This is a genomic window from Pseudoxanthomonas suwonensis (genome assembly GCF_010093235.1).
Lineage (GTDB): Bacteria > Pseudomonadota > Gammaproteobacteria > Xanthomonadales > Xanthomonadaceae > Pseudoxanthomonas > Pseudoxanthomonas suwonensis.
This window is the reverse complement of record NZ_PDWP01000004.1, coordinates 1-23497: the sequence shown is the minus strand read 5'-3', so window position 1 is coordinate 23497 and position 23497 is coordinate 1. Positions and strand designations below refer to the sequence as shown.

Annotated in this window: 16 protein-coding genes and 4 pseudogenes; 13 read left to right on the top strand and 7 right to left on the bottom strand. The window is 71.4% G+C overall.

Annotated elements, in window-relative coordinates; genetic code table 11:
* Nucleotides 1–6 precede the first annotated feature (6 nt).
* Nucleotides 7–1224: a nicotinate phosphoribosyltransferase gene (pncB, locus tag CSC68_RS02595; RefSeq protein WP_162202044.1), complete on the top strand. Its 1218-nt coding sequence runs from the start codon at nt 7–9 to the stop codon at nt 1222–1224.
* 15 nt (nt 1225–1239) lie between these two features.
* Here pncB and rlmM read toward each other — a convergent pair whose 3' ends face one another.
* Genes rlmM through CSC68_RS02575 form a run of 4 tightly spaced genes read right to left on the bottom strand, consistent with a single transcriptional unit; the run spans nt 1240 to nt 5714 of the window.
* On the bottom strand, nt 1240–2295 hold the full coding sequence (gene rlmM / locus CSC68_RS02590; RefSeq protein WP_162201938.1) for a 23S rRNA (cytidine(2498)-2'-O)-methyltransferase RlmM: 1056 nt from the start codon (nt 2293–2295) through the stop codon (nt 1240–1242).
* 25 nt (nt 2296–2320) lie between these two features.
* The gene (locus tag CSC68_RS02585; RefSeq protein ID WP_162201937.1) at nt 2321–2881 is read right to left on the bottom strand and encodes a nucleoside deaminase; all 561 of its coding nucleotides are present in this window, start codon (nt 2879–2881) and stop codon (nt 2321–2323) included.
* 56 nt (nt 2882–2937) lie between these two features.
* Nucleotides 2938–3918, bottom strand: a complete 981-nt coding sequence (locus tag CSC68_RS02580) for a DMT family transporter (protein WP_162201936.1) — start codon at nt 3916–3918, stop codon at nt 2938–2940.
* Nucleotides 3919–3971: 53 nt separating this feature from the next.
* The gene (locus CSC68_RS02575) at nt 3972–5714 is read right to left on the bottom strand and encodes a glutamine--tRNA ligase/YqeY domain fusion protein (protein WP_162201935.1); all 1743 of its coding nucleotides are present in this window, start codon (nt 5712–5714) and stop codon (nt 3972–3974) included.
* 137 nt (nt 5715–5851) lie between these two features.
* On the opposite strand from CSC68_RS02575, the gene CSC68_RS02570 reads away from it, so the two are divergent.
* On the top strand, nt 5852–6112 hold the full coding sequence (locus tag CSC68_RS02570; protein WP_162201934.1) for a putative signal transducing protein: 261 nt from the start codon (nt 5852–5854) through the stop codon (nt 6110–6112).
* A 26-nt stretch (nt 6113–6138) separates the two neighbouring features.
* Nucleotides 6139–6777, top strand: a complete 639-nt coding sequence (msrA, locus tag CSC68_RS02565) for a peptide-methionine (S)-S-oxide reductase MsrA (RefSeq protein ID WP_162202043.1) — start codon at nt 6139–6141, stop codon at nt 6775–6777.
* A gap of 68 nt (nt 6778–6845) precedes the next feature.
* Here the strand turns inward: msrA and CSC68_RS02560 are convergent, their stop codons facing one another.
* Nucleotides 6846–7823 (bottom strand): transaldolase, encoded by a 978-nt coding sequence (locus CSC68_RS02560; protein ID WP_162201933.1) that lies wholly within the window; start codon nt 7821–7823, stop codon nt 6846–6848.
* A gap of 253 nt (nt 7824–8076) precedes the next feature.
* Between CSC68_RS02560 and pyk the strand changes: the two genes are divergently transcribed.
* Together pyk and CSC68_RS02550 are read left to right on the top strand one after the other, a co-directional pair.
* Nucleotides 8077–9543, top strand: a complete 1467-nt coding sequence (gene pyk / locus CSC68_RS02555) for a pyruvate kinase (RefSeq protein WP_162201932.1) — start codon at nt 8077–8079, stop codon at nt 9541–9543.
* A 140-nt stretch (nt 9544–9683) separates the two neighbouring features.
* Nucleotides 9684–10691: a class I fructose-bisphosphate aldolase gene (locus CSC68_RS02550; RefSeq protein WP_162201931.1), complete on the top strand. Its 1008-nt coding sequence runs from the start codon at nt 9684–9686 to the stop codon at nt 10689–10691.
* Between the two features lie 76 nt (nt 10692–10767).
* On the opposite strand, the gene CSC68_RS02545 is transcribed toward CSC68_RS02550, so the two are convergent.
* Both CSC68_RS02545 and gshB read right to left on the bottom strand, forming a co-directional pair.
* Nucleotides 10768–11640, bottom strand: a complete 873-nt coding sequence (locus CSC68_RS02545; protein WP_162201930.1) for an energy transducer TonB — start codon at nt 11638–11640, stop codon at nt 10768–10770.
* On the bottom strand, nt 11637–12587 hold the full coding sequence (gshB, locus tag CSC68_RS02540; protein WP_162201929.1) for a glutathione synthase: 951 nt from the start codon (nt 12585–12587) through the stop codon (nt 11637–11639). Before gshB ends, CSC68_RS02545 begins: the two co-directional genes overlap by 4 nt.
* A gap of 201 nt (nt 12588–12788) precedes the next feature.
* Between gshB and pilG the strand changes: the two genes are divergently transcribed.
* The 8 genes and pseudogenes from pilG to CSC68_RS02505 all read left to right on the top strand — a co-directional run.
* Nucleotides 12789–13190, top strand: a complete 402-nt coding sequence (pilG, locus tag CSC68_RS02535) for a twitching motility response regulator PilG (protein ID WP_013536059.1) — start codon at nt 12789–12791, stop codon at nt 13188–13190.
* Between the two features lie 18 nt (nt 13191–13208).
* Entirely contained in the window at nt 13209–13574 is a 366-nt protein-coding gene (locus CSC68_RS02530) for a response regulator (RefSeq protein ID WP_162201928.1), read from the top strand.
* Complete coding sequence (locus CSC68_RS02525) at nt 13574–14104, top strand: chemotaxis protein CheW (RefSeq protein ID WP_162201927.1); 531 nt, start codon at nt 13574–13576, stop codon at nt 14102–14104. The genes CSC68_RS02530 and CSC68_RS02525 overlap by 1 nt, the downstream gene beginning before the upstream one ends.
* 42 nt (nt 14105–14146) lie before the next feature.
* The gene (locus CSC68_RS02520) at nt 14147–16183 is read left to right on the top strand and encodes a methyl-accepting chemotaxis protein (protein ID WP_162201926.1); all 2037 of its coding nucleotides are present in this window, start codon (nt 14147–14149) and stop codon (nt 16181–16183) included.
* A 79-nt stretch (nt 16184–16262) separates the two neighbouring features.
* A pseudogene (locus CSC68_RS16120) lies at nt 16263–18122 on the top strand (FimL-related protein); the annotation flags it as partial.
* A gap of 558 nt (nt 18123–18680) precedes the next feature.
* Nucleotides 18681–20681 (top strand): annotated as a pseudogene (locus tag CSC68_RS16115) (Hpt domain-containing protein); the annotation flags it as partial.
* A gap of 405 nt (nt 20682–21086) precedes the next feature.
* Nucleotides 21087–23060 (top strand): annotated as a pseudogene (locus CSC68_RS16110) (response regulator); the annotation flags it as partial.
* Nucleotides 23047–23497 (top strand): annotated as a pseudogene (locus CSC68_RS02505) (hypothetical protein); the annotation flags it as partial. The pseudogenes CSC68_RS16110 and CSC68_RS02505, both read left to right, overlap by 14 nt.

Sequence of the window (23497 nt, the reverse complement as noted above, 5' to 3'; positions counted from 1 at the left end):
GCGACCGTGCCGATCATTCCCTCGCTGCTGGACACCGACCTGTACAAGCTGACGATGATGCAGGCGGTGCTGCACCAGCATCCCGGCGCGCAGGTCGAGTACCTGTTCCGCTGCCGCACCGAAGGCGTGGACCTGGTGCCGTACCTGGACGCGATCTCCGAACAGATCGACGCGCTGTGCGCGCTGCGCGCCACCCCGGAAGAGCTGGACTACCTGCGCGGGCTGCGCTTCATCAAGCCGGATTTCGTCGACTTCCTCGGCCTGTTCCACTTCGACCGCAAGTACGTGCAGTTGCGCGCCAACCCGGACGAGAACGGCGGCATCGAGCTGCGCGTGCGCGGGCCGTGGCTGCACACCATCCTGTTCGAGGTGCCGCTGCTGGCGATCATCAGCGAGCTGTACATGACCGGCACCTACGGGCCGCCGGACCGCGAGGAAGGTCTGCGCCGGATCCGTGCCAAGACCGCCCGCCTGCGCGAGGCGGTGGGCTTCGAGGACTGCGTGATCACCGACTTCGGCACCCGCCGGCGCTACTCGCATGCCTGGCATGGCGAGGTGCTGCCGCACCTGCGTGCCGAGTTCGGCGCCCACTTCGTCGGCACCTCCAACGTGCACTTCGCCCGCAAGTACGGCCTGGTGCCGCAGGGCACGATGGCCCACGAATGGCTGCAGGCGTTCCAGGCCCTGGGTCCGCGCCTGCGCGACTCGCAGGTGGCCGCGTTCGACACCTGGGCGCGCGAGTACCGCGGCGACCTGGGGGTGGCGCTGACCGACGTGATCGGGCTGGATGCCTTCCTGCGCGACTTCGACCTGTACTTCTGCAAGCTGTTCGACGGCATGCGCCACGACTCGGGCGATCCGTTCGACTGGGGCGAGCGGATCATCGCCCACCTGCAGGCGCACCGGATCGATCCGCGTACCAAGACCCTGGTGTTCAGCGACGGCCTGGACATCGAGCGGGTGATGGCGCTGTACGACCATTTCCGGGGCCGCTGCCGCATGTCCTTCGGCGTCGGTACCAACCTCACCAACGACCTGGGCCCCAAACCGCTGCAGATCGTGCTGAAGATGGTCCGCTGCAACGGCCAGCCGGTGGCCAAGCTCAGCGACAGCCCGGGCAAGACGATGGTCGACGATCCCGCCTATCTGGCCTACCTGCGCCAGGTGTTCTCGGTGGAGGACAGGCCTGCCGCGGGGCTGGCAGCCGGAGGGCGGACGCTGTAACTCCGCCGCGCCGGCTCAGTCGGCCGGCATCGCCAGGACCGTGATCTCCTCGCGGTCGTGGTACAGCTGGCGCGCGCGGACGGTGAGCTGGCGCCCCGCCTGCGCCGCGAACAGGTCCAGGCACAGCCGGGTTTCCTGCCAGCGCTTCTTCATCGGCAGCTTGAGGTTGAACACCGCCTGCCGGCACCAGCCTTCGGCGAACCACTGCGCCATGCGCGCGGCCACCCGGCTGGGCTGCTCGACCATGTCGCACACCATCCAGTCCAGCGGCTGGGCCGGTTTCCAGTGGAAGCCGTCAGCGCGCAGGTGCTCGACCAGGCCGGTGTCCAGCACGTGCTGGCGCAGCGGACCGTTGTCGACCGAGGTCACGCGCAGGTGGTGGCGGGTCAGCACCCAGGTCCAGCCGCCGGGAGCGGCGCCGAGGTCGGCCGCGGTCATGCCGGGACGCAGCAGGCGCTCGCGCTCGCTTTCGCCCAGCAGGACCAGGAAGGCCTCCTCCAGCTTCAGCGTCGAGCGCGAGGGCGCTTCCGGATGCAGCTTCAGCCGCGGGATGCCCAGCGGCCAGGGCGAGCTGTCGCGCGGATCGGCCAGGGCCAGCAGCAGGTGGTCGCCGGCGAGGAAGCACACGTGCAGGCGCGGCAGGTGCGGATCTTCCTTCGCGCCGAGCACGCCGGCCCTGCGCAGTGCCGGGCGCAGCGCGTTGCCGAAGCTGCGCGCCAGCCCGGAAAGCGGCTTGCCGGCATCGGAGTCCGGGTGCTCGACCCACAGGTCGCCCACGCGCAGGCCCTCGGGCAGCGCGGCCAGCAGCGGGGGGAGCCGGTCCTTCGGGTCGATGCCGCGCAGCTCGGCGAACAGGCGCAGCTTCTGCCGCGCGAACACCAGGTCGCGGAAGGGCAGGGCACGGCCCAGCGCGCGCGCATCGGCCGCGTCGCCGGTGATGAACAGCACGTAGCCGTCGTCGCGGCTGGCGCGCGGATAGCCGGCGATGCCGGCCGCCGCGGCGCGTTCGCCCAGCTCGGCGGCCAGTTCCGGCTCGAAGCCCTGGCGGCAGTAGCCGAGCAGTCCGTTCATCGCAGGGTTCCCGGCGTGGAGGACATCAGTACTTCTCGCCGCCGCTTTCGCCGTAGGCGCGCAGTACCTCGCGGGCCTGGTCGCGGAGGATGTCGCGGGTCACGCTGATGCCGCGGCGTCCAAGCTCGCCGGTCCAGTCGGCCGGCAGCGGACCTTCGTCGAACTCGGTCAGTTCCATCACGTCCTCGGCGCGGGCGCCGATCAGCAGGCGGTCGATCCCGGCCCAGATGGTGGCGCCGTAGCACTGGCAGCACGGCTGCGAGGAGGTGGCCAGGGTCACCGGCGAGAGCACGTCGTTGAGGCGCGGGGTCTGCAGCTTCTGCTGCGCCAGCATGTAGGCCATGTTCTCGGCATGCGCCAGCGAGGTGGTGTGCGGCACCACGCGGTTCACGCCGGCCGCGATCACCCGGTGGTCCGGCCCGAACACCACCGCGCCGAACGGACCGCCGCTGCGCGCCTGGACGTTGCGGCGCGACAGCTCGATCGCCAGCGCCACCTTCTCCTCGTCCGTGGCGAAAACGGCGGCCGGATCGAAGGCTTCGTGGATCCAGACCGGGAGGGTGAGGTGGACCTGGGCGTGCAGCATGCGTCTGTTCGGTGCGATGGGGGGGCGTGCAGTGTATCGGCCCGGTGCGGGCGGGGCTAACCTGCGTGCGCGGGCGCATCGGCCGGCGCATGCAATGCGGCGCACCACAGCACGCCGGCGAGCAGGCAGGCGATGGCGGCCACTTCCAGTGCGCCGGGCAGGCGCCATTCCCAGAGGAAGCCGTACAGCAGCGCGAACAGGGTTTCGAACACGATCATCTGCCCGGCCAGGCTCAGCGGCAGGCGCCGGCTGGCCGCGTTCCAGAAGGCATTGCCGATCACCGAGGCGAACAGCGCCAGGGCGCTGGAAATGCCCAGCAGGCGCAGCCACCCGCCGGCCTCGTGCGCGGAGGCGCCCCACAGCAGTGCCAGCGGCGACAGCAGCAGGGCCAGTCCGCCCGTGGCCACGCCGGTCAGCAGCGACCAGTCGCGGCTGGAGATGTCCGGCCGCCGTTCCAGCCAGCGCGCGTTGCCGACCGAGTACGCCGACCACGACGCCAGCGCGCCCACCGCGCAGATGAGCCCGGCGACGCTGCTGGCCGCGTCGCTGCTGAGCCCGCGTCCGGCGCGCACCGCGTCGATCGCGACCAGGGCCATGCCCAGCACCGAGAGCACGCAGGGTCCGGCCAGTGCGCGCAGGCGGGGGCCGCCGGAATGGCGGCGGCGTACACCGGCCACGGTGACCACCACCGGTACCAGGCCCACGATCAGTGCGGTCGCTGCGCCGCCGGCGGCATGGATCGCGCTGGCCAGCAGCACGAAGTAGAGCAGGTTGCCCAGCAGGCTCAGCACGACCAGTGCGCGCCATTCCGCCTTGCCCAGCGGTGCGGTGGCGCGATGCCAGCGCGGCGCGAGCAGGGCCAGCGCAAGCACGCCGTAGGCCAGGTAGCGCGCCACCGACTGCTGCAGGGCGCTGAAATCCGGCAGCAGCTGTGGCGCCAGGAACACCAGGCCCCACAGCGCGCCGGCGGCCACGCCGCTGGCCACGCCCCGGGCCAGGCCCGGATGCGTGTGCGGATGGGATGCGGAGGGCGACATCAAGGGGGAACGTGGCCGGCGCCTGCCGGCCACGTGGCGTCAGTCGGTGGCGATCAGCCGGCGGTCCAGGTGTCGCGCAGGGTCACGCTGCGGTTGAACACCGGTGCATCGGCGCGATGGTCGTAGCGGTCGGCGACGAAATAGCCGGTGCGCTCGAACTGGAACGACTGCTCGGGCGTGGCCGCCGCGGCGGCCGGTTCGACCCAGCCACGCACGATCTTCTTCGACTCCGGGTTGAGGTAGTCGCGGTAGGTCTTGCCTTCGGACTCGTCGTCCGGCTTCTCCACCGAGAACAGGCGGTCGTACAGGCGGATCTCGGCGGCCACGGCATGCTTTGCCGACACCCAGTGGATGGTGCCCTTGACCTTGCGGTTGGCGCCCTCCATGCCCGGGCGCGATTCCGGGTCCAGCCAGCCGCGCAGTTCAACGACCTGGCCGGCCTCGTCCTTCACCACCTCGTCGATGCGCACGATGCCGGCGCCACGCAGGCGCGCCTCGCCGCCGGGGACCAGGCGCTTCCAGCCCTTCGGCGGGACCTCGGCGAAGTCCTCGCGCTCGATCCACAGCTCGCGCGAGAACGGCACCTGGCGCTGGCCCTGCGACTCGTCCTTCGGATGGTTGGGGAAGGCCAGCGACTCCTCGTGGCCTTCGTCCAGGTTGGCCAGCACCAGCTTCAGCGGATCGATCACCGCCATGCGCCGCGGCGCGGTGGCGTCCAGGTCCTCGCGCAGGCAGCCCTCGAGCACCGAGAAGTCGATCACCGAGTTCTGCTTGGAGATGCCGACGCGGTCCACCAGCAGGCGCAGCGAAGCGGGGGTGTAGCCGCGGCGGCGCAGGCCCTGCAGGGTGTACATGCGCGGGTCGTCCCAACCGTCGACCAGGCCTTCGGTGACCAGCTGGGTCAGCTTGCGCTTGCTCATCACCGTGTAGTTGATGTTCAGGCGCGAGAACTCGATCTGGCGCGGCTTGGCCGCTTCCTTCGGCAGGCCCTTGGCGACCAGCGGCTCCAGCAGCTCGGGGTGGCCGGCCAGGTCGACGTTGTCCACGCACCAGTCGTACAGCGGGCGGTGGTCCTCGAACTCCAGCGTGCACAGCGAGTGGGTGATGCCCTCGATGGCGTCGCCCAGCGAGTGGGCGAAGTCGTACATCGGGTAGATCGGCCACTCGTTGCCGGTGTTCTGGTGCTCGACGTGCTTGATCCGGTACAGGGCCGGGTCGCGCATGTTGATGTTGCCGCTGGCCATGTCGATCCTGGCGCGCAGGGTGCGGCTGCCGTCCGGGAACTCGCCGGCGCGCATGCGCCGGAACAGGTCCAGGTTCTCCTCGACGCTGCGGTCGCGGTAGGGCGAGTTGCGGCCCGGCTCGGTCAGGGTGCCGCGGTAGGCACGCACTTCCTCGGCCGACAGGTCGCAGACGAAGGCCTTGCCGTCCTTGATCAGCTTCTCCGCGGCCAGGTAGTAGACCTCGAAGTAGTCCGAGGCATGGCGCAGGCTGGCCCATTCGAAGCCCAGCCAGCGCACGTCGTCCTGGATGGCGCGCACGAACTCGGGGTCTTCCTTGGCCGGGTTGGTGTCGTCGAAGCGCAGGTTGCAACGTCCGCCGAACTCGGCGGCCACGCCGAAGTCCAGGCAGATCGCCTTGGCATGGCCGATGTGCAGGTAGCCGTTGGGCTCGGGCGGGAAGCGGGTCTTGATCGCGGTGTGCTTGCCGCTGGCCAGGTCCTCGCGGACGATCTGGCGGATGAAGTCGCGCTTCTCGGGAGCGGCGTCGGCGGCGGGCGTGGTGGCTTCGGACATCGTGGCGGGGGCTGCGAAGGCAAACCGCCAGTTTAGCCGAGCGCCGCCCTCCCCGGGCCGCGCCGCCGCGGCCGTTCATGGCCGCCATCCCGGCCGGGCGTATGCTCGGGCCAGGCCCATTCCCCCCCGGAGTCCGCATGCAGGTCGCCTACCGCGCCCACAACCTGATCGACGCCCACCTGGCCCGGCACGTGCTGGAGGACGCCGGGATCCCGGCCTTCGTGTTCGGCGAGAACCTGCTGGGCGGGGCCGGGGAACTGCCGCTGTTCGGCGTGCTGAGGGTCTGCGTCCCCGATCCGGCCATGCCCGAGGCCGACGCTGCGTTGCGCGCGGCGGGCTTGCGCCAGGAGCCGCAAGACCCCATCCCGGAAGCCGACCCCGGCCTGCTGCCGGCCTGAAGGAGCCCCACATGAGCCTGGAATCCCTGCTGGGCATCGGCGCGTACAAGCAGCGCCTGCCGCGCCCGGAGGACCTGCTTCCCGGCCGCGAAACCCCGCTGCCGCTGCACAACGTCCACCACGTCCATGGCCGTCCCCTGCGCGGGGATTTCCCCGGGATGGAGCTGGCGGAGTTCGGGCTGGGCTGTTTCTGGGGCGCCGAGCGCAAGTTCTGGCAGGTACCGGGGGTGTTCACCACCGCGGCCGGCTACGCCGGCGGCGGCACGCCGAACCCGACCTACCGCGAGGTCTGCTCCGGGCGCACCGGCCATGCCGAGGTGGTGCGGGTGGTCTACGACCCGGCCCAGGTGGATTTCGCCACCCTGCTCAAGGTCTTCTGGGAAAGCCACGATCCGACCCAGGGCATGCGCCAGGGCAACGACGTCGGCACCCAGTACCGCTCGGTGGTCCATTGCCACACCGAGGCCCAGCACGTGGCGGCGCGGGCCAGCCTGGAGGCCTACCAGGCCTCGCTGCGCGCGGCCGGCTATCCGCCGATCACCACCGAGGTGGTGTATCCGGCCCCGCCGTTCTACTACGCCGAGGACGAGCACCAGCAGTACCTGTCCAAGAACCCGCAGGGCTACTGCGGCCTCGGCGGGACCGGGGTGTCCTGCGCGATCTGAGGGGACCGGAACCCGGAAAGGAAGAAGGCCGCCCAGGGGCGGCCTTCTGTATCGGACGGCTGGGCGGATCAGGCGCCCAGGCGCGCGGCGATGTCGTTGCGCAGGGCGTCCAGGTCCTTGGCGAAGGCGGCGATGCCCTCGGCCAGCTTCTCGCTCGCCATGGCGTCGGCGGCCAGGTCGGCGGCAAAGCTCTCCGCGGTCACCGGGGCGATGGTGCGCTCCTCGCGCGGCACCGGCGACAGCTTGCGCTCGACGGCGCCGGTGGAGTTGTCCAGCTGCTCCAGCAGCTCCGGCGAGATGGTCAGGCGGTCGCAGCCGGCCAGGGCCAGCACCTGGTCCACCGAGCGGAACGAGGCGCCCATCACCACGGTGGCGGCGCCGCGCTTCTTGAACTCGGTATACACGCCGCGCACGAACTTCACGCCCGGATCCTCGTCGATGGTCGCCGGCACCTGGCCACGGGCCTTGTACCAGTCGAGGATGCGGCCGACGAAAGGCGAGATCAGGAACGCGCCGGCCTCGGCGCAGGCGATGGCCTGGGTCGGGTTGAAGATCAGGGTCAGGTTGCAGTCGATGCCCTCGGCCTGCAGCTGGCGCGCGGCTTCCACGCCTTCCCAGGTGGCGGCGACCTTGATCAGGATCTTCTCGCGCGGCACGCCGCGCTCTGCGTACATGGCCATGAACTTGCGCGCCTTGGCCACGGTGGCGGCGGTGTCGTGGGCCAGGTCGGCGTCGACCTCGGTGGACACGCGGCCCGGGACCAGGGCGCTGAGCATGGTGCCCACGCCGACGGTCAGGCGGTCGGCGACCTCGTCGACCACGGCGCGGCCGGTTTCCGGCTGGCTGCGGGCCCAGGCCAGCTCGCGCTCGATCAGCTCGGCGTAGACCGGCAGGTCCAGCGCCTTCTTCACCAGGGTCGGGTTGGTGGTGCAGTCGACCGGGCGCAGGCGGGCGATGGCGTCATAGTCGCCAGTGTCGGCCACGACCACGGACAGTTCGCGCAGCTGCTGCAGGCGGGAAGGGGAGGAGGCGTCGGTGCTGGTCATGTCGTTTCCTGGGAAGCGGAGCGGGCATTGTGGCCGCCCGGCGGCACCCGGTGGGGTGGGCAGGAGCGGGTTCATCGCCGATTATGCGATGCTGTTCATGGTAGCGGTATCAACCTGACGTCCTCCATTCCCTGGCGTATGTAGTCGCCGGGAAAGAAATCCTTGCGTGATGCGGGTTTGCGTCGCTGACAGCGCTGCCGTTTTGTTCATCCTTTGTGATAGTTTTCCCTGCCTTCCGCGAGCCCCTTCAGACATGACCGACCGCCTGCGCCGCACCAAGATCCTCGCCACCCTCGGACCGGCGACCGACCCGCCCGGAGTCCTCGAGGCGTTGTTCCGCGCGGGCGTCAACGTGGTCCGGCTCAACTTCTCCCATGGCGATCCCTCCGGCCAGGCCAAGCGCGCCGCCGAGGTCCGCATCGCCGCGCAGAAGGTCGGCGCCGAGGTCGGCATCCTGGCCGACCTGCCGGGCCCGAAGATCCGCATCGAGCGCTTCGCCGAAGGCAAGGTGACCCTCAAGGCAGGCGACCGCTTCGACCTGGTGGCCGACGCCAACGCCCCGGCCGGCGACGCCACCCAGGTGGGCGTCAGCTACCTGGGCCTGCCCGGCGACGTGAAGGCCGGCGACGTGCTGCTGCTGGACGACGGCCTGATGCAGCTGAAGGTCGACAAGGTCGATGGCGTGCGCATCATCTGCACCGTGCTCAACGACGGCGTGCTGTCCGACCGCAAGGGCCTGAACAAGCAGGGCGGCGGCCTGTCCCTGGGCGCGCTGACCGAGCGCGACAAGGAGCTGATCGGCATCGTCGCCAAGATCGGCGTGGACTTCATCGCCGTGTCCTTCTGCCGCAAGGCCGAGGACATGAACGAGGCCCGCCGCATCGCGCGCGAGCACGGTTCCGATGCCGCCCTGGTGTCCAAGATCGAGCGCACCGAGGCGATCGAGAACCTGGTCGAGATCGTCGAGGCCTCGGACGTGGTGATGGTCGCCCGCGGCGACCTGGGCGTGGAGATCGGCGACGCCGAGCTGCCCGGCCTGCAGAAGAAGATCATCCGGGAGGCCCTGGCCCAGAACAAGGTGGTGATCACCGCCACCCAGATGCTGCAGTCGATGGTCGAGAGCCCGATCCCGACCCGCGCCGAGGTGCTGGACGTGGCCAACGCGGTGATCGACGGCACCGACGCGGTGATGCTGTCGGCCGAGACCGCCGCCGGTGCCTATCCCATCAAGGCGGTGGAGGCGATGGCCCGCATCTGCCTGGGTGCCGAGCGCCAGTTCCAGACCGAGACCGACTTCAGCAAGGCCCAGCGCAACCTGGAGCGCGCCGACCAGGCGATCGCCATGGCGACCATGTTCCTGTCCGAGCACATCGGCGTGCGCGCGATCGTGGCCATGACCGAGTCCGGCGGCCCCCCGCGCTTCCTGTCGCGTTTCCGCGCCAAGGCGCCGATCTACGCGATCACCCGCCACGACGGCGCGCGCCGGCGCATGGCGCTGATGCGCGACGTGTTCCCGATCAACTTCGACAGCCGCGGCCTGACCCCGCGCGAGGCTGCCCGCGGCAGCATCCGCGTGCTGGTCGACGCCGGCATGCTGTCGCCCGGCGACCGCGTGGTGTTCACCTCCGGCGAGCACATGGAAACCCACGGCGCGACCAATACCCTGCGCCTGCTGGAAGTCGGTTCCGACGGCCGCGCCAGCGGCCTGGGCGACCTCTGAGGCCAATCGCGGACGCGTGAGTGGACGGGCGCCTCCGGGCGCCCGTTGCGTTTCCGGCGCGCGCTGGCGGATGCACCGGGCGCGGATGTGCCGGCGGCTATACTTCCGGGCCCCGCCTCCCCCGCCAAGGAAGTCCCCCAATGAGCATCGAGCAGCTCGCCGAGACCGCGCAGGCGCTGGTCGCGCCCGGCAAGGGCATCATCGCCATCGACGAGTCCACCGCCCCCATCGGCAAGCGCTTCGCCGCGGTGGGCATCGACAACACCGAGGAAAACCGCCGCGCCTACCGCGAGCTGCTGCTGACCACGCCGCGGCTGGCCGAGCACATCTCCGGCGCGATCCTGTACGACGAGACCATCCGCCAGGCCACTGCCGACGGCGTGCCGTTCCCGCAGTACATGGCCGAGCACGGCATCCTGCCGGGCATCAAGGTCGACAAGGGAACGGTGCCGCTGGCCGGCTATCCCGGCGAGCTGGTCACCGAGGGCCTGGACGGGCTGCGCGGCCGGCTGCAGGAGTACTACGCGCTGGGTGCGCGCTTCGCAAAGTGGCGCGCGGTGATCACCATCGGCGAGGACATCCCCACCGGCACCTGCATCGACGTCAACGCCCATGCCCTGGCGCGCTACGCGGCGCTGTGCCAGGAGCAGGGCCTGGTCCCGGTGGTCGAGCCGGAGGTGCTGATGGACGGCGAGCACGACATCGAGACCTGCTACGAGGTCACCGAGGCCGTGCTGCGCTCGCTGTTCGGCTCGCTGTACGACCAGAACGTGCTGCTGGAAGGCACGATCCTGAAGGCCTCGATGGTGATCTCCGGCAAGGACTGCCCGGAGCAGGCCGACGTGCAGGAAGTGGCCGAGTCCACCCTGATGTGCCTGAAGACCACGGTGCCGGCCATCCTGCCGGGCATCGTGTTCCTGTCCGGCGGCCAGTCCGACGAGGCGGCCACCGCCCACCTGGACGCGATGAACCGGCTCGGCCCCAACCCGTGGACCCTCAGCTTCTCCTACGGCCGGGCCATGCAGCAGGCCGCGCTGCAGCTGTGGGCGCGGGACATGAAGAGCAACGCGCGCAAGGCCCAGGACACGGTCTACGCCCGCGCCCGGGCCAACGGCCTTGCTGCGCTGGGGCAATGGCAGGGCGACTGAGCGCCGCGCAGTCCGCGCACAACGGAAAACGCCGGCCCCGGGCCGGCGTTTTCGTTGGGGCCGCCACGTGGCCGGCCTATTCGGTATGCAGCTGTCCGCCTGGCTTGAATACCCAGGTGCGGGTCACGTGCAGCACATCGACTCCATCCCTGGTGTCCGGCAGCGGCGGGAACGGTTCGGCCAGGCGCACGATGCGCTCGGCCGACGCGTCCAGCAGCGGGGTGCCGCTGGAACGCAGGATGCGAGTGCTTTCCACCGTGCCGTCGCGGCGCACGCCGACGCTGAGCACCACCTGGCCGCCAAGCCGGCGGCGGCGTGCCTCGTCGGGGTAGTTGAGGTTGCCGATCCGCTCGGCGCGGTCCACCCAGTCGCGCAGGTAGCTGGCGTAGGCGTACTCGCGGGTGCTGGCCGAGACGAACTTGCGGGTCGGGCGCTTGGCGTACAGCTCCGAGCGCAGGTAGACCTCGGCCGCCAGGCGGGCCATCTCGGCGTCGCGCGCGGCCCTGGCGGGGCTGACCGGGGCCACGGTATCGGCCTCCTCGCGCGGCTGCGGCTCCGGCACCGGTTCCTCGCCGCGACGGCTGGTGACCAGGCGGGCCTGGGTTTCCGGCGCCGGCGCGGCCTCCTGGCGCTGCTGCGGCAGCGGCGCATCACCCGGTTCGGCGCGCGGCACCGCGCCTGGCTGGCTGTCGCGCGGGCGCTGGGCCTTGTCGTGCTCGCCGCCGCCGCGGTTGTTGGCCTGGGCCAGGAAGTCGGCCTGCTCCGGCGTCAGCTCGGTGCTGGTACTGCTGAAGATCACGTCCAGGGTCGGGACCAGCGGGGCCTCGCCGCGGAAGGCGAAGCCCAGGCCGAGGATCAGGATCCCGTGCACCAGCGCGGACAGCACCAGGGTGGCACTCAGGCGCTGCCGCTCGCCGATGCGCGGTGCCGCGACCTCCGCCGTGCTCATGCCGCCGGCCCGGCCTCGATGGCGTCGAACAGCAGCCCGGCGATGTTGATGCCGAACTGGGCGTCCAGCTCGCGCACGCAGGTCGGGCTGGTGACGTTGACCTCGGTGAGGTAGTCGCCGATGACGTCCAGGCCGACGAAGCGCATGCCACGGCGGCGCATCTCCGGCCCGACCTGGGCGGCGATCCAGCGGTCGCGCTCGCTCAGCGGGCGGCCTTCGCCGCGGCCGCCTGCCGCCAGGTTGCCGCGGAACTCGTCGCCCTGCGGGATCCGCGCCAGGCAGTAATCCACCGGCACCCCGTCGACCAGCAGGATGCGCTTGTCGCCGTCGGCGATCTCCGGGATGTAGCGCTGGGCCAGGGCCAGCTTGCGGCCGCCCTCGGTCAGCGTCTCGAGGATTACGTTCAGGTTGGGGTCGCCGGCCTGGCTGAGGAAGATCGAGCGCCCGCCCATGCCGTCCAGCGGCTTGAGCACCACCCGGCCGTGTCCGGTGGCGAAGGCCTTGAGCTCGGCCGGGTCGCGGCTGATCCGGGTCGGCGGGCAGCACTGCGGGAACAGCTGGGCGGCCAGCTTCTCGTTGAAGTCGCGCAGGCCCTGCGGGTTGTTGACCACCTCCGCCCCGGCCGCGCGGGCGATGTCCAGGATGTGGGTGTCATAGAGGTACTCGCCGTCGAACGGCGGGTCCTTGCGCATCAGCACCACCTGGCCGGGACCGAAGGGCAGCTCGGCGTAGTCGCCCAGCTCGTACCAGCCGGCCTTGTCGTCGCGCACCCGCAGCGGGGCGGCGATGGCCAGGGCCCGGCCGTCGCGCAGGGACAGGCCGCCGGGGCGCACGTAGTGCAGCCGGTGGCCGCGCCGCTGCGCCTCCAGGAGCATGGCGAAGGTGGTGTCCTTGGCGATCTTGATCGACCCGATCGGGTCCATCACCACGACGACGTCCAGGGGCATTGGGGCGGGGCACGGGAGGTTGGACGGATGATGTTAGCCGATCGCCGCCCTGGCAATGCCGTTCCAGGCCCCATGAAGGCGCCCGGAACGACGCGTCAATATTCCGTCGGGCTTGACAGGTTTCGGCTGGACTGGGATATAGACACCCAAGCAGCGGTGCCGGGTATTGAAGAAGCGCCGCGCGCACGGGGAAACAGGGTAATGACAGACAACACGGCCCCAGCCGGGGCATTGGGTGGCCTGCGGGTTCTGGTCATCGACGACTCAAAGACCATCCGCCGCACCGCCGAGACCCTGCTCAAGCGCGAGGGCTGCGAGGTCGTAACGGCCAGCGACGGGTTCGAGGCGCTGGCGAAGATCGCCGACCAGCAGCCCCAGATCATCTTCGTCGACATCATGATGCCGCGGCTCGACGGCTACCAGACCTGCGCGCTGATCAAGGGCAACCAGAAATTCAAGTCCACGCCGGTGATCATGCTGTCCTCCAAGGACGGCCTGTTCGACAAGGCGCGTGGCCGCATCGTCGGCTCGGAGCAGTACCTCACCAAGCCATTCACGCGGGAAGAACTGCTCGGAGCAATCCGTACGTACGTAAACGCCTGACCGGGGGGCAGGCATAACATGGCTCGAATCCTGCTGATCGAAGATTCGCCGACCGACCGTGCCGTCTTCAGCCAGTGGCTGGAGCGCGGTGGACACCAGGTCATCTTCGCGACCAATGCCGAGGATGGACTGGAAATCGCACGCAAGCAGCTGCCTGACCTGGTGTTGATGGACGTGGTGCTGCCCGGCATGAGCGGCTTCCAGGCCACGCGCGCCCTGACCCGCGACCAGGCCACCAGCAAGATCCCGGTGCTGATCGTCAGCACCAAGAGCATGGAAACCGACCGCGCCTGGGCCATGCGCCAGGGGGCGGTCGACTACGTCGTCAAGCCACCGCGCGAGGAAGACCTCATGGCGCGGATCAACCAGTTGGTAGGCGCCTGATGCGCACTCCGTTCGACATCCTCTCCGACTACGAACGCCGGAGCCTCGCCCATGCCGTGCAGCTTCCGGCCCGAGACCTCGGGGCGGAGACCTGGCGAGGCGTCGGCTACCGCATCGGCCGGCAGCGGCTGGTGTCGCAGTTCGGCGAGGTGGTCGAAATCATGCCCATGCCGCCGGTGACGCCCGTCCCCGGCGCGCAGCCGTGGCTGCTGGGCATCGGCAACCTGCGCGGCAACCTGTTCCCCGTGATCGACCTCAAGCTGTTCCTGGAGGGCGAGCGGACCGTGCTGCACGAGGGCCAGCGCGTGCTGGTCATGCGCCAGCAGGGCGGCGACGTCGCGCTGACCATCGACGAGCTCTACGGCCAGCGCAGCTTCGGCGAGGAACAGGCCATCGATCCGGCCCCGCTGGCCCGCGGCCGCTACGCCAATTTCGTCGACCGCGCCTTCCACAGCGAAGGCGCCGACTGGGCCGTGTTCTCCCTGTGGCGGCTGGCCCGCACCCCTGAATTCAGGCAGGCCGCGGCTTGACCGCCGCCGCCTCTCCACGCATCTGATCGAGGCAATACGCGCATGAGCACTGCACCGGAAACGCAAAAGACCAGCCGCCTGGGTGGCGTCAGCACCGGGTTCTGGCTGGTCCTGCTGGTGCTGTCGGTGGTGGTTTTCGCCACCAACACCGGTGTGGCGACCTACCAGGGCAGCCGGCTTGCCGGCGCCAGCACCGGCGCGGCCGACCTGCAGGTGCTCTCGCAGCAGCTCGCCAACCAGGGCCGTGACGCGGTCGGCGGCAACGCCGAGGCGTTCAAGGCCTTCCGCCAGACCCGCGCCGAGATCACCACCACGGTGAGCGTGCTGCAGCAGCGCTTCGGCGGCGAGCCCGGCGTGTCCGGCCCGCTGCAGCAGCTGACCCGCACCTGGAACCCGCTGGCGCAGCATGCCCAGCAGATCATCGAGTCCGAAGAGGCGGTGCTGGCCCTGGCCGGCAACGCCGACCGCTTCGTCGGGCGCGTCCCGCAGCTGCAGGCGCAGCTCAACGAGGTCGTGCGCGCCATGCCCGCCGGCGGCGCGCCGGCGGCCCAGGTCTTCAACGCCCTGCAGCAGGTCGTGGTCGCCGGCACCAAGGCCCGCCGCGTCACCGAAATCCGCGCCGGCGGTCCCGGCGCCAGCGCCGCGGGCGACGCGCTGGCGCGCGACTCGGTGGTGTTCACCCAGGTGCTGACCGGCCTGATGCAGGGCAACGACGAGCTGGGCATCGCCCAGGTCCGCAATCCCGCCGCCCAGGCCGCCCTGCAGCAGTCGCAGGAGCAGTGGAACGAGATGCGCAAGGACGTCGAGGCGATCCTGGCCAGCTCGCGCAACCTGTTCGCCGCGCAGACCGCGGCCGCCAGCCTGGTGGCCGGCTCGTCGAAGATGCTGGAGGACAGCAAGCGCGTGTTCGAGGCCTTCGCCGCCTTCGGTTCGGCGCGCGACACCCGCGTGTTCCCGAACTTCTGGATCGGCGTGGTTTCCGGCAGCCTGGCCCTGCTGGCGCTGATCGGTTTCGTGTGGAGCTCGGTGCGCAACCGCCAGCGCGAACAGGAAATGCGCTACCAGGCGCAGGTGGAGTTCAACAGCCGCAACCAGCAGGCGATCATGCGGCTGCTGGACGAAATCAGCTCGCTGGGTGAAGGCGACCTGACGGTGAAGGCCTCGGTGACCGAGGACATGACCGGCGCGATCGCGGACGCTATCAACTACGCGGTCGACGAGCTGCGCAACCTCGTGACCACGATCAACGACACCTCGGTGCAGGTCGCGGCCTCGTCGCAGGAAACCCAGGCCACCGCGCTGCAGCTGGCGGAGGCGTCCAACCACCAGGCCGAGCAGATCAGCGCCGCATCCCAGCGCATCAGCGAAATCGCGGCCAGTATTGAGCAGGTGTCGCGCAACTCCACCGAATCGGCGGAAGTGGCGCAGCGCTCGGTGGTCATCGCGGCCGAAGGTGCCGGCGTGGTGCGCGAGACCATCAACGGCATGGACCAGATCCGCGACCAGATCCAGGAGACCTCCAAGCGCATCAAGCGCCTGGGCGAGTCGTCCCAGGAAATCGGCTCGATCGTGGAACTGATCAACGACATTTCCGAGCAGACCAACATCCTGGCGCTCAACGCGGCGGTGCAGGCCGCCGCGGCGGGCGAGACCGGCCGCGGCTTCGCGGTGGTGGCGGACGAAGTGCAGCGACTGGCGGAGCGCACCTCGAGCGCGACCCGCCGGATCGAAGGCCTGGTGCAGGCGATTCAGGCCGACACCAACGAGGCGGTCAGCTCGATGGAACAGACCACCGCCGAGGTGGTGTCCGGTGCGCGCCTGGCCGAGGACGCCGGTACCGCGCTGACCGAGATCGAGCGCGTGTCCAACGCGCTGAACGAACTCATCAAGAACATTTCGGTCGCCGCCCAGCAGCAGGCTGGCGCCGCGGCCGACATCACCAAGACGATGGACGTGGTCCGGCAGATTTCCGCACAGACTTCGCGTGGCGCGGGACAGACGGCTGAGTCGATCGGACACCTGGCGCAGCTGGCTGCGGACCTGCGCCGTTCGGTCGCCGACTTCAAGCTGCCTGGCTGAAGATGGGCCTGACAGGGGAAGATGGAATGAAGATGGCCCGGTATCCGCGCCTTGACTGCCTCGCGGCATGGAGGCAGCAATGAGTGCGTTGCGCGACGCGATGAGCCACGCCGTCCTCGGCTGGGTCAAGCCCGAACTCGACGAGACCCTGCGCCAGGCGCGCGGGGAGATCGAGGCGTTCGTCGAGAATCCCGCCGACAGCAGCCGCATGCGCTTCTGCGCCGGCTACCTGCACCAGGTGCAGGGCACGCTGCGGATGGTCGAACTGTATGCCCCGGCGATGGTCGCCGAGGAAATGGAACTGCTGGCCCAGGCGCTGCAGCAGGGCGCGGCCAACGACCGCGACGAGGCCTGCGCGACGCTGATGCGCGGCACCGTGCTGCTGCCGGACTACCTGGAGCGCCTGCAGAACGGCCATCGCGACATTCCGATCGTGCTGCTGCCGCTGCTCAACGACATCCGCGCCGCCCGTGGCGCCGCGGGGCTCAGCGAGAGCGTGCTGTTCGCGCCGGACCTGAGCGCGCCGCTGCCTTCGCAGCTGCCGCAGCCGTCCTCGCTGCCGTGGGCGCAGCGCCAGGACCTGGTCGCCTCCGCGCTTGCCCGCTTCCAGCAGGCGATGGCCGCCTGGCCGGAAGGCGCCGCCCCGGGCGACGCCTCCCTGCTGGCCGCCGCCGCCGGCGAGCTGCTGCAGAACGCCTCCCACGAGAACACCCGGCGCATGCTGTGGGTGCTCTCTTCGGTCGCCGCCGCGCTGCGCGACGGCGCCCTGGCCGCGGCCGAGCCGCTGCGTGGCGCCTTCGCCGCGGCGCTGCGCGCGCTGCAGCAGGCCAGCGAGAACGAATCCCTGCCAGCCGCCTCGCGCGGCGTGTCCACCCAGGAACCGACCCGCCAGCTGCTGTACGCGGTCGCCCATGCGCGGGTCTCGCACCCGGCGCTGGATGAACTGCGCGCCGCCTTCGACCTGGACGCCCAGGTGCCGAGCGAGGCCGAGCTCGACCACGCGCGTGGCAGCCTGTCCGGCCGCAACCGCGACCTGCTCAACACCGTCGGTGGCGTGGTCAAGGAGGAACTGCTGCGGGTCAAGGATGCGCTCGACCTGCACCTGCGCACCGGCGGCGATGCCGCCACGCTGCAGCCGCAGGCCGCCGAACTGACCCGCGTGGCCGACACCCTCGGCATGCTCGGCCTGGGCGTGGCCCGCGACGTGGTGCTGCAGCAGCGCGACGCCCTGCAGGCGATCGCCGCTGGCGATACCCCGGCCAGCGAAGGTGCGCTGCTGGACATCGCCGGCGCGCTGCTCTACGTCGATGCCACCCTCGACGACCAGGTCGCCAGCCTGGGCGCCGCCGAGGAGCGGAGCGAGGACGCCGCCGCCGCCGAAGCCCGCCGCACGGTGGAGGTGCTCGCCCACGAGGCGATCGCCAACTTCGGCGCCGCGCGCGAGGACTTCGTCGCCTTCATCGAGACCAACTGGGACCACGCCCGCCTGGAGTCCGTGCCGCGCCTGCTGGAAGAGGTCGCCGGCGCCCTGCGCATCCTCGAGTTGCCGCAGCCGGCCGACTACCTGGAAGGCGTGCGCCGCTACATCGTGACCGAGCTGATCGGTCGCCGCCGCGTGCCCAGTGGCCGCCAGCTGGACACCCTGGCCGACGCCATGGCCAGCCTGGAGTACTACCTGGAGGCCCTGCGCGACCGTCGCCCGAACCGCAACGAGATCCTGGAGATCGCGCGCAGCAGCCTGGAAGCGCTCAATTACTGGCCGCTCCCGGAAGAGGTCGCCATCGAACCGGCACCTGCCGCCGCTCCGGCCGCCCCGGTGGCGGCGAACGATGCCGCCGCTTTCGCCCCGCAGGCACCGGCCGCGCCCGCGCAGCCGGCCCCCGTCGCCGCCGATCCGCTGCCGCCGGTGCCCGGCCTGGATGTCGCCGCGGTCGAGCCGCCGCGTCGCGAAGTGTTCGAAGTGCCCGGGCTGGAGATTGAGCTGCCGCCGGCGGCGCCGCAGGCGCCTGAAGTCCCGGCCTCGCTGCCCGAAGCGCAGCGCTTCACCTACGACCCTGCGTCCGGCGAGTACATCGCCGTGGCCGATGCCGCGCCGTCGCCGGCCGCGCATGAGGGCCTCGGTTTCGACGCCCCGCGTGCCGACTCCGCGCCGCCGGCGCCGCCGGCACTGCCGGAGGCCGACCAGGTCTTCGTCGACAGCGCGCCGCAGCCGGTGGCACCGCCGCCGCCGCTGCCGCCCGTGGCCGCCGAGCCGCCGGCGCCTGCTCCGGCTGCGCCCACGCCGCCGGCCGCCAGCGAGGAGACCTGGCTGGACGTGACCGTCCAGTACCGCCCGCGCACGCCCGCCGCCGAGCCGCCGCCCGCCGCCGAGCCCACCGTCCCGGCGACCCCGGTTCCCGCTCAGGCTCCGGCTTCTTCGGCCGACGCCGCCGAGCAGGCGCTGCTGGCCGAGCTGGCCGCCGCCGCCGCCGCGCTGCCGGGCTCGTCCATCCCCGGGATGCCGGTCGCCCCGGCCGCACCCGCCGTGCCGCCGGCGCCGCCGGTGGCCGAGAGTGCCCCCACCACGATGGCTCCGTCCGCCGGCGGCTTCGACGACAACCAGGACATCGACGCGGACATCCGCGACGTGTTCCTGGAGGAGTTCGAGGAAGAGCGCGCCAACCTCGCGCGCCTGATGCCGCTGTGGTTGCGAGCGCCGGACGACATGGAACGCCTGCGTCCGATCCGCCGCGTGTTCCACACGCTCAAGGGCAGCGGCCGCCTGGTCGGCGCCAGCGCGCTTGGCGAGTTCGCGTGGAAGATCGAGAGCATGCTCAACCGCGTGCTCGACGGCACCCGTCCGGCGAGCCCGGCGGTGGTCGCGATGGTGCAGCAGGCGACCGAGGTGCTGCCGCAGTTCGACGCCGCGCTGCGCGGCCAGGGCGCGCTGAGCCTGGACCTGCACGGCATCGAGGGCGTGGCCGAGCGCATCGCCGCCGGCGAGGAGGCGTTCTACACGATGCCGACCGCCGCGGTGGCCGCGGAGGCGGCCGCGCCGGCCGTCGCCGAGGGCACGCCCGCTTCGGTGGACAGCGTGCTGCGCGAGATCCTGGAGACGGAAGTCGGCACCCACCTGGAGACGGTGGATGCCTGGATCGCCGCCGCCCGCCAGGCGCCGCGTCCGGTCGACGATCCGCTGCTGCGTGCCATGCACACCATGAACGGCGCGTTCGCGATGACCGACGTGCCGGAGATCACCGCCGTCACCGATTCGGCCGAGACCTACATCAAGCGCGCGCTGGCCGCCGGCCACGTCGCCGGGCCGGATGCGGTCGAGACCCTGGCCGCCACCGCCGCCACGATCCGTGCGTGCATCCTGGCGCTGCGCGCCGAGTCGCCGCGCATCCCGAGCTACGCCGGCCTGGCCATGCGCCTGCGCGCGCTGGCCGATGCGCTGCCCGAGGCGCGCTGGTCGCAGCCTGAAGTCGTCGAGGACGAGGGCGTGGCCACCCCTCCGGCGCTGGACGGCACGGTGGAGCTCACCGGCGTCGAGGACCTCAGCCGCTACCTGGCTGGCGAGGACACCCCGGCCGCCGCGGAGGCGCCGTCGGCGCCGGAAGCCACTTCCATCCAGACTCCGGATTGGAGCCTGGACGCGGGCGATGCCGCCGCTGCCGGCGAGCAGGTGTTCGTCGCCGCCGGCGGGCTCTCGCTGGCGCCGATGGAAGACCCGGCCGCCGGGGAGACCACGGGCTTCGACGGCCTGTCGCTGGACGAGGGCATGGGCGCCCTCGAGGCCACGGAGATCTCGCTGTCCGGCGATGCGCCGGCCGAGCCGGCGGTCACCGCCAGCGACGATTTCTCCTTCGACTGGACCCCGCCTGCCGCGCCCGCGGAGCCGGAGCCGGCGGAGCCGTCCGTTGCCGACGCCGCGCCGGTCGAGGCCGCCTGGACGCTGGAAACCATCGAGGCCGTCGCCGCTCCCGAGCCCGCGATCGGCGATGCCGCCGCCGGGGAGCCGTCGCTCGACGCCCAGGCGTTCGACGCGGCCGCCGTGGAGGCGTTCGAGGCCACCGCTCCGTCCTTCGAGGCCGAGCAGGCCCCGTCGCTGGAGCCGGTCGGGGAGCCTGCCGGGGAGCCGGCAGGCGAGGTCGCCCAGGCCGAGGCCGCCAGCGTGGAGCCGGCGCCGGTCCAGGCGGCCGTCGTGCCGCCGGCCGAGCCGGCGCCGTCGCTCAACGAGCTGCCGATGCTCGACTTCAACGAGCTCGACCGCGACCTGGTCGACATCTTCGTGGAAGAGGGCGGAGACCTGCTGGACCACGTCGATGCGCTGCTGGTCGAGCTGCGCGCCGACAGCAGCTCGCGCGAGCCGATCATCGGCCTGCAGCGCGACCTGCACACGCTCAAGGGCGGTGCGCGCATGGCCGGCATCGCCACCATCGGCGACCTCGGCCACGTGATCGAGTCGCTGCTGGAAGCGGCGGCCGAGCACCGCACCGAGCTGGGCCTGTACGACATCCAGCTGCTGGAGCGTGGCTTCGACACCCTGCACCAGCTGCTGGTGCAGACCCGCGCGCATCGCGTCACCGCCATGCCGCACGCGCTGATCGCGGCGTTCGAGGCGCGCATCCGCGGCGAAGCCCCGCCGCAGGTCGAAGCGCCCGTGGCCGCGGTCCAGGCTCCTGCCGCCCCGGTGGAGCCGGAAGTCGAGGCCGCGCCGGTTGCTGCCCCGGTTGTACCCGAGGCCCCGGCGCAGGATGTCGCTCCGTCGGAACCGGCCCCCGTTCACGTCGAGCCCGCGCCCGTGGCCGCAGCACCGGCCCCGGTGCAGCCGGTCGTGGCCCCGGTCGAGCCGGAGGTCCCGGCGGCCCCGGTGGCTCCCGCGCCGGTCGAAGCTGTCGCGCCGCAGCCCGAGCCGACGCCGGCTCCCGCGCCGGCCCCGGCTCCGGCTCCGGCTCCGGCTCCGGCCAGGCCTGCGCCGCAGGTCGATCCGGTCCCGGCTTCGGCGCTCGCGCTGCCGCCGCTGTCCGCCCCGGTGGACGACGAGGCCGCGGCTCCGGCCGAAGAAACCGGCACCGCCGCCCGTGCGCCGCAGGAGCAGGTGCGCGTCCGCGCCGACCTGCTCGACAACCTGGTCAACCACGCCGGTGAAGTGGCGATCTACCGCTCGCGCCTGGAGCAGCAGCTCGGCGCGTTCCGTTCGGCCCTGGCCGAGCTGGACCGCACCAACGCGCGTCTGCGCGACCAGCTGCGCCGCCTGGACCTGGAGACCGAGGCGCAGATCGTCGCCCGTTACCAGCGCGAGCAGGACAGCGCCGATCCGACCTTCGACCCGCTGGAGCTGGACCGCTTCTCGACCCTGCAGCAGCTCAGCCGCGCGCTGAACGAGTCCGCGGCCGACCTTACCGGCCTGCAGGGCGTGCTCGACGACCTCGGCCGCCAGTACGACGTCCTGCTGCAGCAGCAGTCGCGCGTCAGCTCGGAGCTGCAGGACGGCCTGATGAGCGCGCGCATGGTGCCGTTCGACAGCGTCGTGCCGCGCCTGCGCCGCGTGGTCCGCCAGGCCGGCCACGACACCGGCAAGCAGGTGCAGCTGCGCCTGGACGGCACCCATGGCGAACTGGACCGCAACGTCCTCGACCGCATGGTCGCGCCGATCGAGCACATGCTGCGCAACTCGGTGGCGCACGGCCTGGAAACCCCGGCCGAGCGCTCCGCGAGCGGCAAGTCCGAGGAAGGCACGATCACGATCTCGCTGCGCCACGAGGGCTCGGAAATCGTCCTGCAGGTGGCCGACGACGGCCGCGGCCTGGACCGCGACGCGATCCGCCGCCGCGCCGAGCAGCGCGGCCTGCTCAAGCCGGGCGCGGTGCTCACCGATGCCGAACTGGACTCGCTGATCTTCGAGGCCGGCTTCTCCACCTCCGAGCAGGTCAGCCAGCTGGCCGGCCGCGGCGTGGGCATGGACGTGGTCCGCAACGAAGTGCGCCAGCTGGGTGGTTCGGTCGAAATCCAGTCGGTGGTCGGCCGCGGCGTGACCTTCACCCTGCGCCTGCCGCAGACCCTGGCGGTCACCCAGGCGGTGTTCGTGCAGATCGGCGAGACCACCTATGCGGTGCCGGTCGCCTCGGTGGACGGCATCGGCCGCATCTCGCGCGAGCGCTTCGAGAGCGGCACCGGCGGTTACCGCTACGCCGGCGAGGAGTACGCGCTGCACGACCTCGGCCTGCTGGTCGGCCAGGGTCCGGCCAAGGCCGAAGGCCAGGCCCAGGTCCCGCTGCTGCTGGTGCGTGCCGGCGACCTGCGTGCGGCCGTGGCGATCGACCAGGTGATCGGCAACCGCGAAATCGTGGTCAAGCCGGTCGGCATGCAGATCGCCTCGGTGCCGGGCATCTACGGCGCCACCATCACCGGCGACGGCCGCGTGGTGGTGATCCTCGACGTCGCCCCGCTGGTCCGTCGTCACCTGGCGCAGCCGGAACGGCCGGCGCAGCTGGAGGCGCAGCAGGCCCACCATGTCCCGCTGGTGATGGTGGTCGACGACTCGCTGACCATGCGCAAGGTCACCGGTCGCGTGCTGGAACGCCACAACCTCGAGGTGGTGACCGCGCGCGACGGCATCGAGGCGCTGGAACGGCTGGAAGAGCGCGTGCCCGACCTGATGCTGCTGGACATCGAGATGCCGCGCATGGACGGCTACGAGCTGGCCACCGCGATGCGCGCCGACGCGCGCTTCCGCGACGTGCCGATCGTGATGATCACCTCGCGTACCGGCGAAAAGCATCGCCAGCGCGCTTTCGAAATCGGCGTCCAGCGTTACCTGGGCAAGCCGTACCAGGAACTGGACCTGATGCGAAACGTGTACGACCTGCTGGGGATTGCCCGTGCCCGCGAATGATTCCTCCAAGGCGGTCGCGCTTCTGGCCCGCGAGGGCCAGGCGCGCGAACGGCTGCGCCAGGCGCTGGATGCCGCCGGCGGCAGCGTGGTGCTGGAAGCCGATCCGGCCGAGCTGGACGTGGCCACCCTTGCCGGGGCGGGCGCCCAGGCGGTGCTGGTCGCGCTGGAGCCGGCGATCGAGGATGCGCTGGTGGTGCTCGAGCCCGTGCTCGAGGCGCCGGGCCTGCTGGTGATCTTCGACGAGGCCGACCTGGCCGCGCGTCGCGACGGCTGGGAAGCGCAGCGCTGGATCCGCCACCTGTCGGCCAAGCTGCACGGCCACGACGACGTGCTGCCGCCTGGCCGCGAGAACGACCTGGATTTCCTGGTCGGCCAGCTTGACGCGGCCCGTGCCCAGGCACCGAAGCAGGCGCCACAGCCCGTACCCACCCCGGCGC